The organism is Streptomyces sp. NPDC002403, from assembly GCF_053593015.1.
Map to the genome: position 1 here is coordinate 1 of NZ_JBSFBQ010000101.1, position 14,931 is coordinate 14,931.

General features: G+C 65.4%; 6 protein-coding genes and 9 pseudogenes. 10 read left to right on the forward strand and 5 right to left on the reverse strand.

The genetic code is table 11. From position 1 onward, the window contains the following. Window positions 1-179 precede the first annotated feature (179 nt). Together ACWCPY_RS41775 and ACWCPY_RS41780 are read left to right on the forward strand one after the other, a co-directional pair. A pseudogene (locus tag ACWCPY_RS41775) lies at window positions 180-1,198 on the forward strand (transposase). A 333-nt stretch (window positions 1,199-1,531) separates the two neighbouring features. After that, window positions 1,532-1,789: pseudogene (locus ACWCPY_RS41780) on the forward strand (IS630 family transposase); the annotation flags it as partial. 180 nt (window positions 1,790-1,969) lie between these two features. Here ACWCPY_RS41780 and ACWCPY_RS41785 read toward each other — a convergent pair. Next, complete coding sequence (locus ACWCPY_RS41785) at window positions 1,970-2,182, reverse strand: hypothetical protein (RefSeq protein ID WP_451274232.1); 213 nt, start codon at window positions 2,180-2,182, stop codon at window positions 1,970-1,972. A gap of 1,584 nt (window positions 2,183-3,766) precedes the next feature. Between ACWCPY_RS41785 and ACWCPY_RS41790 the strand changes: the two genes are divergently transcribed. Further along, window positions 3,767-4,051, forward strand: a complete 285-nt coding sequence (locus ACWCPY_RS41790) for a hypothetical protein (protein ID WP_451274234.1) — start codon at window positions 3,767-3,769, stop codon at window positions 4,049-4,051. Window positions 4,052-4,149: 98 nt separating this feature from the next. Here ACWCPY_RS41790 and ACWCPY_RS41795 read toward each other — a convergent pair. After that, a pseudogene (locus tag ACWCPY_RS41795) lies at window positions 4,150-5,385 on the reverse strand (IS110 family transposase). Between the two features lie 453 nt (window positions 5,386-5,838). Between ACWCPY_RS41795 and ACWCPY_RS41800 the strand changes: the two are divergent. The 3 genes and pseudogenes from ACWCPY_RS41800 to ACWCPY_RS41810 all read left to right on the forward strand — a co-directional run. Then, window positions 5,839-6,540 carry a GGDEF domain-containing protein gene (locus tag ACWCPY_RS41800; protein ID WP_451274235.1) on the forward strand — a complete coding sequence of 234 codons (702 nt, stop codon included), beginning with the start codon at window positions 5,839-5,841 and terminating at the stop codon, window positions 6,538-6,540. 647 nt (window positions 6,541-7,187) lie between these two features. Next, window positions 7,188-7,343: pseudogene (locus ACWCPY_RS41805) on the forward strand (transposase); the annotation flags it as partial. 115 nt (window positions 7,344-7,458) lie between these two features. Beyond that, window positions 7,459-7,989 (forward strand): annotated as a pseudogene (locus tag ACWCPY_RS41810) (helix-turn-helix domain-containing protein); the annotation flags it as partial. Window positions 7,990-8,001: 12 nt separating this feature from the next. On the opposite strand, the pseudogene ACWCPY_RS41815 reads toward ACWCPY_RS41810, so the two are convergent. Then, window positions 8,002-9,229, reverse strand: a pseudogene (locus tag ACWCPY_RS41815) (IS110 family transposase). A gap of 192 nt (window positions 9,230-9,421) precedes the next feature. Here ACWCPY_RS41815 and ACWCPY_RS41820 point away from each other — a divergent pair. After that, window positions 9,422-9,586, forward strand: a pseudogene (locus tag ACWCPY_RS41820) (transposase family protein); the annotation flags it as partial. 38 nt (window positions 9,587-9,624) lie between these two features. Here ACWCPY_RS41820 and ACWCPY_RS41825 read toward each other — a convergent pair. Further along, window positions 9,625-9,669 (reverse strand): annotated as a pseudogene (locus tag ACWCPY_RS41825) (hypothetical protein); the annotation flags it as partial. Window positions 9,670-9,929: 260 nt separating this feature from the next. Between ACWCPY_RS41825 and ACWCPY_RS41830 the strand changes: the two are divergent. Then, a pseudogene (locus ACWCPY_RS41830) lies at window positions 9,930-10,124 on the forward strand (IS3 family transposase); the annotation flags it as partial. A 190-nt stretch (window positions 10,125-10,314) separates the two neighbouring features. Continuing rightward, complete coding sequence (locus tag ACWCPY_RS41835; protein WP_451274241.1) at window positions 10,315-10,725, forward strand: hypothetical protein; 411 nt, start codon at window positions 10,315-10,317, stop codon at window positions 10,723-10,725. A gap of 58 nt (window positions 10,726-10,783) precedes the next feature. On the opposite strand, the gene ACWCPY_RS41840 is transcribed toward ACWCPY_RS41835, so the two are convergent. Continuing rightward, complete coding sequence (locus tag ACWCPY_RS41840; protein WP_451274237.1) at window positions 10,784-11,377, reverse strand: DUF5753 domain-containing protein; 594 nt, start codon at window positions 11,375-11,377, stop codon at window positions 10,784-10,786. A 190-nt stretch (window positions 11,378-11,567) separates the two neighbouring features. Between ACWCPY_RS41840 and ACWCPY_RS41845 the strand changes: the two genes are divergently transcribed. Next, window positions 11,568-14,552 (forward strand): hypothetical protein, encoded by a 2,985-nt coding sequence (locus tag ACWCPY_RS41845; protein WP_451274239.1) that lies wholly within the window; start codon window positions 11,568-11,570, stop codon window positions 14,550-14,552. Window positions 14,553-14,931 lie beyond the last annotated feature (379 nt).

Consider the following 14,931-nt stretch of genomic DNA (forward strand, 5'->3'; position numbering starts at 1 on the left):
TCGGCGGGGTAATGCTTCATCCCCACGGGGACTCCGTTCTCCTGGACCATCAAGATCCAAGTGTCTCCGGTGTCCAAAACCCAGGGTCAAGGCCCGGGCGAGTTGATGCATCACTCGGGCGCGGGGTCGCTGGGCGGATTCAATCGATCGTCGCAACACCTTGATCGAGAGGTGAAGCGATGGGTGTCTTGGAGCATCAGAAGCGGGTGCGTGCGTATCGTGGGCAGGTTCCGTTGCCGGGTAGGCCGACGGTGGCCTGGCGTGAGGACAGGGTCAAGTTCTGGGTGGCGATTGCCCGTGGTGTCAAGACCGAGGATGTGTGTGTGGAGGCCCGTGTGTCCGCGCCGGTGGGGTTCCGATGGTTCCGGCGCGCTGGCGGTGTGAATCCGCGTCCTCCAGCCGAAGTCTCTGGACGGTAACTGTCGTTCGCCGAACGGGAGGGCATCGCGATCTGGCATGCCCAGGGTGCCAGCGGCCGAGAGACCGCCCGCAGACTGGGGCGGGATCCGTCGACGGTCTCGCGCGAGCTGCGCCGTAACGCGTCTGCCCGCACCTACAAGTTGGACTACCGGGCTTCGACTGCGCAGTGGCACGCCGAACGCCGTGCCTGGCGGCCGAAGGCCGCCAAGCTTGTCCGCGATCAGCGGCTGCGTGACTATGTTTAGAACGGTTGTCCGGGGACATCACCGAAGTCGACGGTCAGCCAGTGGGTCCGGCCGGCCCGACGTGGATGGGACGGAACAAACCACATCGCGGGGACCGACGCCGGGCGACGGCGTGGAGCCCGGAGCAGATTGCCCAGCGCCTGCCGGTCGAGTTCCACGATGATGAAGACATGCGGATCAGCCACGAGGCGATCTGTCAGGCGCTCTACGTCGAGGGGCGTGGTGCGCTCAAGCGTGAGTTGGTGGCCTGTCTGCCCACCGGACGTGCCCTGCGGGTGCCCAGGGCACGCAACCGGCAGAAGGCATGGGCCCATGTCACCGACGGGGTACTCATCAGTGAGCGTCCCGCCGAAGCGGAAGACCGCGCCGTTCCCGGATACTGGGAGGGCGATCTCATCACCGGGCTGAACCAGGCCATCGCCGAAGCGGTCAACAACCGGCCCCGCAAGACACTCGGTTGGAAGACACCGGCGGAGGCACTCAACGAGCAACTACGATCACTCCAACAAGCCGGTGTTGCGACGATCGATTGAATCCACCCAGTAGACATCGTTCGCGCTGGCCGAGCATTTGGACCGAGCAGGGATCGCGGCATCGATCGGCTCGGTCGTGACGCCTACGACAACGCCCTGATGGAATCGACGATCGGCATGTTCAAAACCGAGCTGATCAAACCCGGTCGGCCCCTGCAAGACGCTCTCACGTCGAGCTCGCCACCGCCGAGTGGATCGACTGGTACTGCCACCGCCGACTCCACGGTGAGATAGGCCACGTCCCACCCGTCGAGTTCGAGACCAACCACCACATGAAATCCACGAAACCTCAGGTCACAACCACAATCTGAGATCTCTACCGAACCCTGGGCGGTTCACTTCACACCCACGAGTGCGTTGTGGCTGAACCTGTTCGAGCGGTGGTTCGCCGAGCTCACACAGAAGAAACTCAAGCGCGGGATCCATCGCTCTCTCCAGGCCCTCGAACGTGACATCCGAGCCTGGCTGGCCGACTGGAACGACCAGCGCAGGCCCTTCATCTGGACCAAGACAGCCGACGAGATCCTCGACAAGGTCGCCGCCTACTGCCACCGAATCTCTGACTCAGGTCACTGGCATGTGGACTGTTGATGTCCGTCGGCGCACCGCACAGGTCGGCGGACAAAACCCGTCGCACGCCCGCCGAAGTTGTACTCGAGGAAGCCGATCGGCGGCTGTCGCACCGTTGAAGGCACTGTGCGCTGCGCCCATGTTCGGATCGTCTCATGGAACCATCCCTGGCTGCTTGCACGTGACCGCAGTCAGCGCCTGTCACACGGTGGCTGGCTGGGGCACTTCAAGGGCGTCGGCCACTTTGCGCGCCATGGCCGCCACCTGCGGCGGGAGGAAGTCAGCCAGGGAGTCGACGTCGTCGCAAAACTTGGCGCGCAGCCCGTGCAGGCAGGCCTCCGTGAACAGCTTCTGCGGGTCGTCCTCGGTGGCCAGAGTGTCCTCCGTCTGGCGCCGGACCCACGCAGACGGCATCCTCGGCCCACTGCCGTCGGCGTTGGGAGCGGCTCCGCCCAGTTGGCCGGCCGAGGGCGCCCGGTTGGCGTCCTGAGGTCCAGCCGCCGGGCTCTGCCGCCGACTGGTCCGAGGGGACGACTGGAGCGTGTCTTCGGACAGATGTGTGTGCTGGCAGTAAGCAGCGATCAACAGGGACGCCATGTCCAGAGTATCCGTTGCATTCGTTTCTTGGTACATTGTCATCGTTTTCCAGGAGTGAGTCTGATCTGGCTCGGTGCAGCGCACCACTTCCTGACAGGGGGAAACCGCGCGGCTACACGGTTCAGGCTTTGGGGTGGGTTCCACCGCTCGCGCGCCGGGGCGACCGTGAAGCAGAAAAGGCACACTGTATGCAGATCTTGACGGGGGTTCCGTCCTGAGCAGGGCAAGGGCGGACATCCGGCGTTCGATCTGCGCTCTGTGGCGACGGTGCATGAGCCCAGTGGTCCGGGTGCGTGAGGGTGTCCGATCCCACGCTTTCAACAGGATATGGCCGAGCTGCCTGGTGTCTTCGGAAGCCGGCATGAGTAGCCAGGCCGCTGCAGAACGGACCAGGTCGTCCGTGGCCTGCGCGTAGTCCCCCTTGACAGCCCAAGCGCGGGCAATCTCAAGGCATTCATGTGCTGCACGCCCATAGTAGCCCCCCAGGAAGTGAGCGTAGGCCCCTACTTGTCGTAGGCACAGTACGTACTCGTGATTGACGCTGTACTCAGCCATCATGCGCCAGGCAAGCCGATAGGCCTCTCTGGCCGCGAGCATGTGCTGGCCTGCGTGGATTGCTGTATTGATCAGCTGCACGCGCTTGCTCAGGGATTCGGGGGGGAGCTGCGACGAAGTACGCGGTGCACCTACCAGCGACATGGGTGCGCCTCCTCTGGGGACGGTACGAAGATGGAGGGCACCGGCTTGGTGTGCCTGCCCTGATTCGGAGAAATCGGTAACGGACGACTTTGAGCCTGCTGGTCCGGCATTTGCACCTACGTGCTCAGACCTGCGGTGGTTCATTGAGCCTTTCCAAGCTGTCGGCGCTGACCGTGAGTGGGGCCGTTCCGTACGACGACAACGTCCTTGGTGGACGGGCTCCTGACCGAGATCATGTGTATCGCTTGGACCGGTGCAGGTTGCCGGTCTGGCGCCCGGCGCCTGGGGGCGGCAGTGGCCGACCTGGCCCTCGTCGCCGCCGGTCCAGCCGTCCTCAGGCGGCCCGCGGCCTCCACTCTCGCCCTACGCAGACTGAACCTGTGCCCGCTCTTCTTCGTCCAAATTCATAACGACATCCTCCTCCCCGAACCTCCCGTTGAGTGCATAGAAATCAATGGCCGGGAACTGCGCTCGGCCAGGAAACGGCCACCGAGCACGCTCACCACCCCGCACCACCGCGCCGGGGCCCTGATGCCTGTTTCGTCGCGGAGGCCATCGGTCACATCAGCATGGCCCGTCGGCGCCCATAGAGGTCAATCCCTGTTGCACACGACGAGCGGTCCGTGCCATTCCTGCCCCGTACAACTGGGCCGGAAAGTCGTAGCGGTCTCTCACCACCAAAACCGACCGGAGATAGATGTCATGAATCAAATTTCCTACTACGAGGTCGATGTCCCGATGCACCACTCCACCGATCCGACCCGGCATGGTCTGCACACCTTCACCGGACCAGCTACCGGGGCCAGCGATGCTCTGATCGCCGCGCGCGCCGCCTACGACCAGGCTGCACAGTTTTGGGCCGCCGGCTCGGCGGTGCCGGATGCTTCGGGCACCGGATGGGCCGTGCGCGGTCTGCGTCGCAGCTGGGTCCTGGACTGGGACAAGGCCACTGTGAAGGTGTGGGCCAACCCCGACAGGCTGATCTGATGAACGTCCCGAACCGTTACCAAAAGCCGGAGAAGAAGTCGGCTGTCCCCCCGCCACCCATCCCGTACGAGACGAGAGACATCTCGGGATCGCAAGAGTCAAGCAGCCGCGGCCAACGATGACGGATCAGAGGAGGTGAAGGCATGGTCTTCGGCGTAGAGAACTCGGTTCTGGAGGCAGTGGAACAGCTGGCCCAAGAGCCGGTTGAACAGATGCCGTTGGGCCTGTGCATGCCAGTCACCGACCTCTCGCCTGTGCCTGTAATGAGCTTGTGCTCCTGGCGACGAGCGAAGAGAGGAGAAGGCTCAGAGGTAGCCGGTGTGGTGGAGACGGTTGTTCTTGATGAACCTGCCTCCGACGAAGTGCTTTTTGCCCGACGCGCGCGTGATCGGTGCGGAGCCGGCGTACGCCTTCAGGCCGTGGGCGTCAGCGAAGCGGCTGCGGTCATCACTGACCTCGGCGAGTACCCAGGCCGCAAGCTGGACGCCGAGGCCGGGGAAGCTCGGGAGCATATCCGCGTCAGGGTGGTCGCGAAAGGTGGCTTCCACTGCCACTGCGAGGTCGTCGCTGGCTTGGCAGCCCGCTCCGAACTGCTTCAGGAGAGCGAGCAGTTGCTTGCCGAGAGCGTCTTCGACGACTGGCGGCTGGTGGACGTGTTTGGCTCGCAGGACGCTGCGCAGACGATCAACCTCTGCCTCGACTCCACGCACCCGGCTGCTGCGTTTGAGCGCCGATCGGAGTTGGCTCGCGGGCAGCCGGGCGGCCTTGGCCGGGGCGGGCGTCATAGCCAGGATGATTTGGGCTTCCCCGCGGGCCAGTTCTCCCTGCTTCGCGAGGAAGACGTCCAGCGCGGCCGGGTAGTACTCGCGCAGCAAGGACCGGATCTGGTTGCCGATCTGCTGGCGGTTCAAGACCGCATCCTGCTGGGCCTGCGCGAGTACGGCGACGGCTCGGGCATGGTCGGAGTCTGCGGGCAGCGGGCGATGGACGGCCATGTCGGTACGCAGGATGTTCGCCAGCACGAGGGCGTCGCCCGGATCGGACTTCTTGCGGGACACACCGCGCCGGTCGCGGTAGAGGGAATCCGCGAGCGGATTGATCGCGAAGACCTTCCGACCTCCGGTGCGCAGGGCTGCGACCAGCAGGCCACGGCTTGTTTCGATGGCCACCGGGATCGCCGTGGCAGGGGCGTCGGCGTACTCGGCCTCCAGCAGCACCTGGTAGCCGGTGGTGTCATCACTGATCCGGCGCCTGGCCAGCAGTTCTCCGGCCTCATCGACCAAGGCGACGTCGTGGTGCCGCTCTGCCCAGTCGATTCCGCAGAACACAGTCACACGTTCTCCGGTTTTCGGGCGTTGTGCCAGGACACGAGCACATGCGGGTCACGCGGCGTCCTAATCCCAGGACTCTTCCGGTCCGCCATGTCGGTAGCCGTTCGTGACACCAGCTCGTCTCAGGGGCCTCTGTCTTCGCCAGAGCTCATGGCTCGCGGATTGAACAGGAAGTCCCCCTGCAGCGGGCTCGCGCCACCACGGCAACGAACCAGACACACCGGTGGGTTTCACGAGGTCGTGAAGGCACCAGGGACGTACCGCTCTCTCGTAAGACCTTCAAGGCCGGGGAGAACCCCAGGCATCAACCCTGGTGTCCACGCCACCTCGTGAAACCCACTCAGGTCTCAAGGACCTGGACCTGGACCCACCGAGGTGATCAGTTCCAACAAACAGTCCAGAAGCCCGATGAGGGCCACCTGGAGCCGCCTACAAACGGATTAGGGAGATCCCAGCATGGACTCCGTCCTGCGCTTGCAGGCCCGAACCGGGCATCGTGGTCCGTTCATTGCCATACTCGCGGTGCCCTTGACAGGCTGGGGTGTGCACGTCGTTGCGCTGCACCGCCGTCTGGCCGTTGCTCGCCGCGATCCCCTGACGGGATTGCTCGGACGCGACGGCTACACGGCCAAGGCCCTGAAGATCCTTGGCCGCTATAGGGACAGCGCACTGGTGGTTGTATGTGATCTGGATCACTTCAAGGATGTCAATGACAGCGGCGGCCACGCCGCCGGCGACGCCGTGCTGGTCGCCACGGCGAAGCGGCTCACTGCCTGGGCAGGGAGACACGCTGCCGTGGGCAGGCTCGGAGGAGACGAGTTCGCCGTGACTCTGCGGATCAATCCTCGCTGTCGGGAGCTCCGCCTGGCACAGCTCGTTCGGATACTCCGCAAGCCAATCCCTCTCGGTGACGGTGAGTGCGTCGTTGTCGCCGCGTCGGTCGGCGCGGCCTCCCCCGACACGCTCGGCACCACAGACCTATCGCAGCTTCAGCGGGCGGCCGACGCGTCTCTGTACGAGGGCAAGCATTCCGGCCGTGCCGTCCTTGCCACAGCCCAGCACATCGCCGTGCCGTCCGTTAACGGACGTCGGGCCGGCCGCCGCGGCACCGGCCCGGGGGCCGGTGACAGGCTGGGGGGATCGTCAGGAGGCGGTTGACATCCGCCTGCGGAGCGGCACTGACTACGGACGGATTATGGGCTCTGCCCAGCCCGGCACGCTCTCCAGCCAGCAGCGGCGGCGCGGCGGCAGAAGCAGCGCTTCTCGGCCAGGAGCAGAGCGGTGATGGGCAAGCAGCATCTATCCCGTGTTTGGTCCCTCAGTTGAGTTCCTGGCGAAAGCCCAGCTCAGATGGGTTTTTCCAGGCGCAAAGGGACTGAAGGGACTGAACTTCGGAGCTATAACTCCACTAGTGTGTGGACGCGCGAACACACCCCGTATCAGACTTGGCTCACAAATGGCGTTCCTTTTTGAGAGGTCCGCGAGGAGCCGCTGTGCCTGTTCGTGGTGCTCCGCGGTCACTTCCTCCTCGGAGCCGAGACCGAGAAGGCCCCTGGTCACGGCTGCCCAGTCGGCCTGTCTGTCCGTGCTGGTGCCGGACTGAGCAGCGCGATGCGTTGTTCGAGCTGGGTGATGCCTTGCTCTGTGTGGGCGGCCCGGTGAGGATGTTGGTCGAGCTCTCCCTGGCGCCTGAGTACCGACGTGGTCATGGTGCGTTGTACGGCGGGGTGATCCGGGGTGAAGCTTCCCCTTGATCGTGGACACCTGGAGACTGGGCCGTGAGAGCCCAGAGGGAGCAGTGCCAGGTGGGAAGCAAGTACACGAAACGGTACTCGGACGAGTTCAAGCGGGACGCGATCGAGCTCGTGCGGTCGTCGGGCCGGACGGTGACCGAGGCCGCGCGGGAGCTCGGGGTCAGCTCGGAGTCCCTGCGGGGCTGGGTGAAGAAGGTCCGCGCCGCGCAGGACACCGGATCCGGTCTCGGTCGTCGGGCGAGCCGACGACCGAGACGAGGAACTGAAGAGGCTGCGGAAGCTGACCGGCGAGCAGGCGACAATCGAGATGTCCGTGGTGATCATGGTCAACCGGGCGGTTCTCGCGCATCAGCTGTTCACCGGCATCTCCCGTCAGCATCTGGGGTGCCTGGTAGCAGAGTTGGCCGTTCCGTGGCAGGCCGCCGTCGAGGGACGTCGTCACAAATGCACGCGACGGGGCCAGGAAACGCGAGGCAGGGGCAGGTGCCCGGCATCGGCTGGTGTTCGTCGACCGGCTGGTCGCCACGCTGATCCATCTGCGGCGCGTGATCTCCCGCACTCTGTCTTCGCCCTGCTGTTCGATGTCGACCGCTCCACCATCACCCACGCGATCGGAGAGATACGCGGGCTTCCGGCCGAGCGTGGATGTGCCGTCCCCGACCGTCCGGGTAGACGGCTGCGGGCCCTGGCGGATGTGTTCGCCCATGCCCAGGCCGAGGGTGTCGAGCTACGTCTGGACGCCACCGAGATCCAGGTCCGGCGCCCCGTGGCCGGCCGCGGCGGACACCGCGCCTTTGTCTCGGGCAAGAAGAAGCAGATTCCCAATGAAGTTGTCAAGCGAAGTTGGTGGCAGCCCGTGAGAGCGTCATGCTGCTGCGGTTCCGGGTGCGAGAGGCCCTACTTCGAAGTTGCGTCCGTCGCGTATGAGGGCCCACAGCACGTTGAGCCTGCGCCTGGCGAGGGCGAGGATCGCCTGCTTGTGGCCCTTGCGTTCAGCTCTCTTGCGGTCGTAGAACGCCTTGGAGACCGGACAGCATCGGGCGGCGACCTGGGCGGAAAGGTAGAACACCCGCAGCAGGCGGCGGCTGTAACGGCGGGGACGGTGCAGGTTGCCACTGATGCGTCCGGAATCCCGGGGCACCGGGGCCAGACCCGCGACGCTGGCGAGGCGATCGGGGGTGCCAAAGGCAGTCATGTCGCCGCCGGTCAGAGCGATGAACTCGGCGCCGAGCAGTGTGCCGATGCCGGGCAGGCTGGTGATCACTTCAGCTTTGCCGGTGCTCGCGAAACCGACCCTCGATGAGCTTGTCGGTCTCGGCGATCTCCTCGTCGAGGGTCATCACCTCCCTCGCCAGCTTGGCCACCATGGCGGCAGCCAGCCTCTCTCCGGGGACAGCGGTGTGCTGGGCCTCAGCGGCCTCGATCGCCGTGGCGGCGACGCTCTCGGCGCTGCGGACCTTGCGGTTCTTCAACCACGCGGTCAGGCGGTTCTTGCCGATCCTGCGCAGGGCAGCCGGGGTTTGGTAGCCGGTGAGCAGGACCAGCGCGGCCTTGGAGACGCTGTAGTCGAAGGCCCGTTCCAGGGCCGGGAAGTACTCCAGCATCTGGGCGCGGAGCCGGTTGATTGCCCGGGTTCGGTCGGCGGTCAGGTCGTAGCGGCGGGCGGTCAGAATCCGCGGGTCGACCGCGATCTCGTCACCGGTCTGCATCGGGTGCAGGTCGCGGCGCATTCGGGCCTGGTCGGCGATGACGAACGCGTCCTTGGCGTCAGTCTTGCCGTCGCCGCGGTAGGAGCCGGAGGCGTGGTGGACCGTGCGGCCGGGGATGTAGAGCAACCGCTGGCCGTGGTTGACGAACAGTGCGATCAGCAGGGCGGCCCCGTCCGTGTTCAGGTCGATGGCCCAAGTGACGTCCTCGCTCAACTCCAGTACGTCATTCATGAGTTCCAGCAGCTCGGTCTCGTCATTGGCCACTCGTCGTGACAGCCGCTTCGTACCATCGGCATCGATCACCACACAGTGATGATGAGCTTTCCCCGCATCCGTACCAGCCCATAGATCAGGCACGAGTACCTCCGCCGACGTGTTGTTCATGGACCCAGCAGACGACCTCGCCAACGTGTCCTTACACAGCGATCCACTCGCGCATCCCAATTAGCGGCCGAGTCGTCGCGGGGAGCCGGGCGGCCAATCTGCTTCAGCCACCGAGGGCAGGAACACCATGAGCCATACCCAGCACCCCTGGGCCTCCCGATCCTACGAATGACCGGAAGGAACCCATCCAGCAAGGTAAGGAACACCATCAAGACCACCGTCATCGCCGACCGCCAGGGCCGCACGCTCTGGACCGATCCCCCGCGACCTGGACGGATGCACGACGCGACCGCCGCACGCAATGAAGGCATTGCCGTCTGCTTCCAACACTTCCCGGACGTGGAAGTACTTCTGGACGCCGCACGGCCCAGGAAGCCAGCGATGGTTCGGTAGGACTCGCCGACACAAAGCCCGCGCGAGATCTCCTCCCGCTCCCTCATGGTCAAGCTTCCAGCGCGCGCCTTGCGGGATCCGGGAGCGATCCCTCCGTGGTGCTTGAGGACAGTGAACACCGAGCCGGACGGCTTGCCGATCTGCCTTGAGATGACGCTGATCGACTCCCCTGCCTAAGACGGCGTTCTTTGCGAAGGAGAGCGACCGGTTAGCGATATGCCGGTTCATCCACGCGGAGAAGGCGAACTACCCTGTCACGCTGCTGCGCAAGGTGACGAGGACCGCCGGTTTCACGTACTACGCGTGGGTGGCCGGACGGGAAGCTCGCGAAGCGCGGCGGCGGGCCGATGAGGCCCTGGCGCACGAGATCACGGTGATCCACCTCGCCTCCCGGCGGAACTACGGCGTCCCGCGCGTCACTGCCGAACTACGCCGGAAGGACCGGCCGGTCAACCGCAAGCGGGTGGCACGGGTCATGCGGGAGCACGGCATCGCCGGGAACAGCCGGCGCCACGGACGCCGCAGCCTGACCAGGGCCGACACCAAAACCGCCCCGTCGCCGGACCTGATCGGCCGGGACTTCACCGCCACCCGTCACGGCACGAAGGTCGTCGGGGACATCACCCGAACCCCCACCGCCGAGAGTCGGTTCTACCTCGCCGCGTGGCTGGACCTAGCCACGCGGCGAGGTCATCGGCTACTTGATGGCCGACCACGACCGCACCGAACTCGTCGCCGACGCGCTCGGCAAGGCCGCCGGGCTGGGCCGCCTGGAGCCCGGCTGCGTGGTCCACAGCGACTGCGGATCGGAATACACCTCCCGCCAACTGCGCGACAAAATTGGCCTGTCGGGGCACAGGCAAAGCATGGGCCGGACCGGGAGCTGCTTTGACAACGCTGCCTCGGAGAGCTTCTGGGCTGTGCTCAAAGAGGAGATCGGCACTTGCTTCTGGCCCGACCGCGCGACCGCTCGCGCCGGTATCTTCGACTTCATGGAGACCTTCTACAACAGACGCCGCCTGCGCAAGCACGTCCACTGGGGCTACCTCACACCCCACGAGACACGCCTGCGCCACCAGCAGGATCAGGCCCTCGCGACGTAACGACGACGTGTCCAAGATCATGGGGGAAGCTTCAGTTCCTGAACGAAGTTGCTGTCAGTCAACCGAGTGCTTCGATCGCGGCACTGATCAGGGCGCGGGCAGAGGCCCCGAAGACGGCCAGCTCCTGGAGCTTGCCGAACGCCGCAGCGTACACGACGATCTCGGAGGGGCGGGTGATGGCGACCTCAGCGGACAGAGTCTCGACCAGCACGCGCTCGGTTTCGAAAACCGTGAACGTCTCCAGCGGACAGATCTGACGCTGGGTGGTTTGCGGGATGATACCGAAGGCAACTGAGGGCAGGGACATCAGCTCCAGGAGCTTGCCGAGCTGGCCGGCCATCACCTCGGGGTCGCCGATCCGGTAGCGCAGGACGGCTTCTTCCGCCAGGATAACGAAGCGGTGGTTGCCTTCGTAGATGACCCGGGAGCGGTCCAGACTGGCGGTGGCAGCGTCTTCGGCGTCGTTGGGGGTGCCCTGGAAGGTGCTAATGGCCGAGAGTAGCGCGGTGGCGTAGGGGCGGGTCTGGAGCATGCTGGGGACCGCGTTGGAGCAGTAGACGCGGAAGAGGGTCGAGTCCGAGTCGTGGCAGGCAGGGTGGCGCGGTTCATCGTGGAGCACTCGGTGGTTCTCGCCGGTTGTGTATGAGTTCATGGCTCACTCCGCGGTGCGGGGGTGTTTCCTGCATTTACGTCCAGGGAGGGCCAACGGTTCGCCCGGCCTCGCCGGTGAACCGGCCCTTGGAAGCCCGCGTATCCCTGGGAGACAGAAGAAGTACGCGGAGCGCAGCGGCCAGGTCTGTTGCAGGCTCGCGGATGTGAACAAGTCTGGGAGGAGGGCCACCATGACGTCCCGGTTCAAGCATCTACCCGATCCGCTTCTGGGAGCCGTAATCGGGGACGGGGGCCTGGTGATGCACGCCCCGCCCGCGACGGCGCACGAATGGTCGGGTGCTGTGTCCGGCGGGGTGTTCAACACCAGGCCATGGTGGTGGAAGTACGTGACGGCCGGGCTGCCCGACCTGCCCGCCCCCTGGGAGGCCCGGATGATTCCGGCGGGCATCTGGATCTACTTGGGAACACCCTCGGTGCAGGATGCGACCCGGGTGGCGAGCATTCCCGTCGAGTCGGATCGTATGGCAGTCGCTGTCGGTGTCGGCGCCCCGAGCCAGGCGATCCTCGACGCAATCGCTGCCTTGCTGAGCGTACTGCCAACGGACTCGCCACGCGCTGTACGCCTTCTGATGCCACTTCTTGACATGAGGGTGGCCCAATCGTTCGCGGCCCAACACCGGGTCGACCTGGTCGCAACCCAGGGGCAACTGACCCTTGAACCAGGCCGTGTCGTCACCTCAGGCCTGGGCGACATCTGGGGAGGCGGGTTCTGGCAATGGTACCGCGTACGTCCTGGCCGGACCCCGGAACCATACGGTGCTCTGCACCCCCGGCCTGTGTGGGAACGCGCCTTGACTACTTACGGCCGACACCCCGTCGTGCCGAGCGCCAGGATCGGGCGTGTGGCAGCAGGGCTGACCCTGGCGCCCCTCGGCGCACCGGATCCGGGCTTTGTCGAGTTCGCCTCCGGAATCAGGCCGAGTGCTGATTTCAAGGTGATCGTGCAGGCCAACGGTCTCGACCCGCTCCTCATGTCTGCCTGCACCACGCTGCTGAGTGAACTTCCCTGGGAGACCGTTCGCCAGACCCAGCTGATCTGGCCGGACGTCGCAGCTGCCGAGGTGGCACGCCAGTCGATCCGGGAACTCGCTGAGAACATTGGCGCGGAGATCACCGCTCCGACGGCCGGACTGCGTTTGAGTGAAGCTGGCGGCGACGTTCATGGAGTGCACTCCGATGGAAGGCTTGCCCCCTGGGTGCGCTTCACACCCGGCGAGCCGGACTCTGTGGAAGGAGCGCTGCTGCCGGCGCCTTCGTGGAACGCGAAATTGCAGAACAGGCCCAGAGCGTTGCCAGCGAACATGATACTGGCGAGGGTTGAGGCAGGCATCTACCTCATGGCAGGGCAGGAGAACCCTGAGTACGGCGCACTCGTCGATGCGTTGGTGCCGGACCGTGAGGCCATAACAATCTTCGTGGAAGGCGATGCTGCACACCCGCAGGAACGACGGCCGCTCCAGACTCTTCTCGATAAAATTGACACCTCGTTGCTGCCGGGAATGCGGCTGGTCATGCGCTCGGCGGCAGACGGTGGCTCAAGCTCCTTTGCTCAGATGCTGGCCAACCGCTACCGGGTGAGGATCAGCGTCGCCACGAGCGAATCCATAAGGCGGACCGTTAGTCAAAGAGGGCAGGCGGAACTGGAATGGGTTCCTTTCCGCCCCTTGGCCATGGCACTCGTACCAGTCCGCTCGACTGGGACACCTGCAATCAGCGTCCCATTCAAGCCGTTGTCCGTCTCTTCGGCTTCACCCATCGCCGAGGTTTCGGCGACCCAGTCGGTCACGGGCATTGACGTGGCCATCCCCATCACCGCCCGATCATCCACACGTAAAGCATCGATGTCGGTGCCCGAACTATCCGGAAGGCGCCCTGTCCGCGCTGTGTACCCTGTGCGCCCGGTACCTGCCGCTGCGCCGACACCGGCTGCGACAACCGGGGCGAACACTGCGGAGGCAACGTACTCTTATGCTGAACCAACGGCCGAACCGAGCCCACAGGCGACCGCCGAACCGACCTACGAGCCGACGCAGCCCACAACCGAGCCGGCCTCGGAACATCACAAGGTACCGTCGCCCATGCTTCCACCAGCTCCGTTTGTCGAAGTAAGGAGGGTTGACCCGGAAGCCCCGCTCGTGACCCCGTCCGTACCGCCCAACTACACATCTTCGGCTGGCAACGAATCCGGCACCGGTGCCCGGTCCGTGGCAAGCACCTCCACGCATACAGCCCCGGACACGCAAGACACCCACCTGGCAGGCCGCCTCGCACCGGCAGAACCGGAGGAGTTGCTGCTGGCCCCGGTCGTCAAGGACCCCGGCTCGGTAGCGAACACATTGCCGCCCCAGGAGCCGGAGCAGACCGAGCTTGAACCCTCTGTGCCCATCACCCTCCTGGTTCGACGCAGTGACCGGAGCACGGACACCGAAAGGACCGGTTGGCGCGACCTGATCGGCCCCCGGCACGATACCCACCTCACAGCTGTCGGCCGTGTACTGGAAAAACACGCCACCCTGCGCGCCGCGCTGTCCCACGAACCGCTGGACGGTGTCATCTCGGACCTGGCCGCCCTGCGCTCGTACCTGGAGGGCGACCTACCTGGCATCGAATTCGCGCTACGGGAACGGAACCCGCATATCAGGGACGCGGCTGTGTGCGTGATATCCGGGCTTCGGTTGCTGCCGATGCACAGCGGGATTGCCTACCGGACGGCGCAACTCCCCCCTTCTGCACTCGACGTGTACGCCCCCGGTGCCACTGTCGTCGAGCCCGGATTCCTGGCCGCGAGCAGCCGTCAGGCCGCCTACGGCGGGAACGTCCTGTACGCGATCTGGAGCCGCACCGCGAGGCGCACGAATGTGCTCGGCCGAGCCGGATCACGTGACGAGGTGATCTTTCCCGCCGGCGTGGAATTCTCCGTCCTCGCAGTGGAGTCCCGGGCCGATGGCGCCGGTCGTCTCGTGCTGCTCGCCGAACGCATGCCCCTGGCACGGCCTGCCGAGTCCCGCGCCGACAACAACGCCGCTCTTCTGAAGCGGATGCGCAGCTCCGCCACCTCGCTCACTGTGGGCACCGAGGACTTGGTCGAGGCGCCAGAACGGCACCGCCTTCCGATCGGCCTCGACGAACACAACCAACTCGTTCGGCTCAGCTGACCGCCCGCCATCCCTCGAACGGAAAGCGAACATGCCCGCATTGCTCTCCCACACAGCCCACTTGGTGGTACGATCGCGGCCCGGGCGAGTCCGCCGTCGCGTCAACGCCCTCTGGGCCCTTCTGCGCGGCGGACGGACCTGTGAGCTCTTGCCGCCGGAGGCGCTTGCAGCGTGGGCCCTTTGTCTGGCAGCCGATCTGGCAGATCAGCGGTAACTCGGTCGACTGACGGGCAGGCTTGCGGGAGTCTCCGCTTGCTGGCATCCGACGGTGAGGGGCCCGCTGATCAGTGAGCTTCTTCGAGTTGGCCACCGATTGAGTGATGGGCCGTGAAGCCCAACAAGCGAGGCCCCCGGGCTGTTGATCGAGATGTCTGACGTC

What these genes read in the sequence shown, in the direction of transcription:
- ACWCPY_RS41840 (WP_451274237.1), bottom strand. Translation starts at nt 11,377, where the DNA reads ATGAACTCATACACAACCGGCGAGAACCACCGAGTGCTCCACGATGAA.
- ACWCPY_RS41790 (WP_451274234.1), top strand. Translation starts at nt 3,767, where the DNA reads ATGAATCAAATTTCCTACTACGAGGTCGATGTCCCGATGCACCACTCC.
- ACWCPY_RS41800 (WP_451274235.1), top strand. Translation starts at nt 5,839, where the DNA reads ATGGACTCCGTCCTGCGCTTGCAGGCCCGAACCGGGCATCGTGGTCCG.
- ACWCPY_RS41845 (WP_451274239.1), top strand. Translation starts at nt 11,568, where the DNA reads ATGACGTCCCGGTTCAAGCATCTACCCGATCCGCTTCTGGGAGCCGTA.
- ACWCPY_RS41785 (WP_451274232.1), bottom strand. Translation starts at nt 2,182, where the DNA reads ATGCCGTCTGCGTGGGTCCGGCGCCAGACGGAGGACACTCTGGCCACC.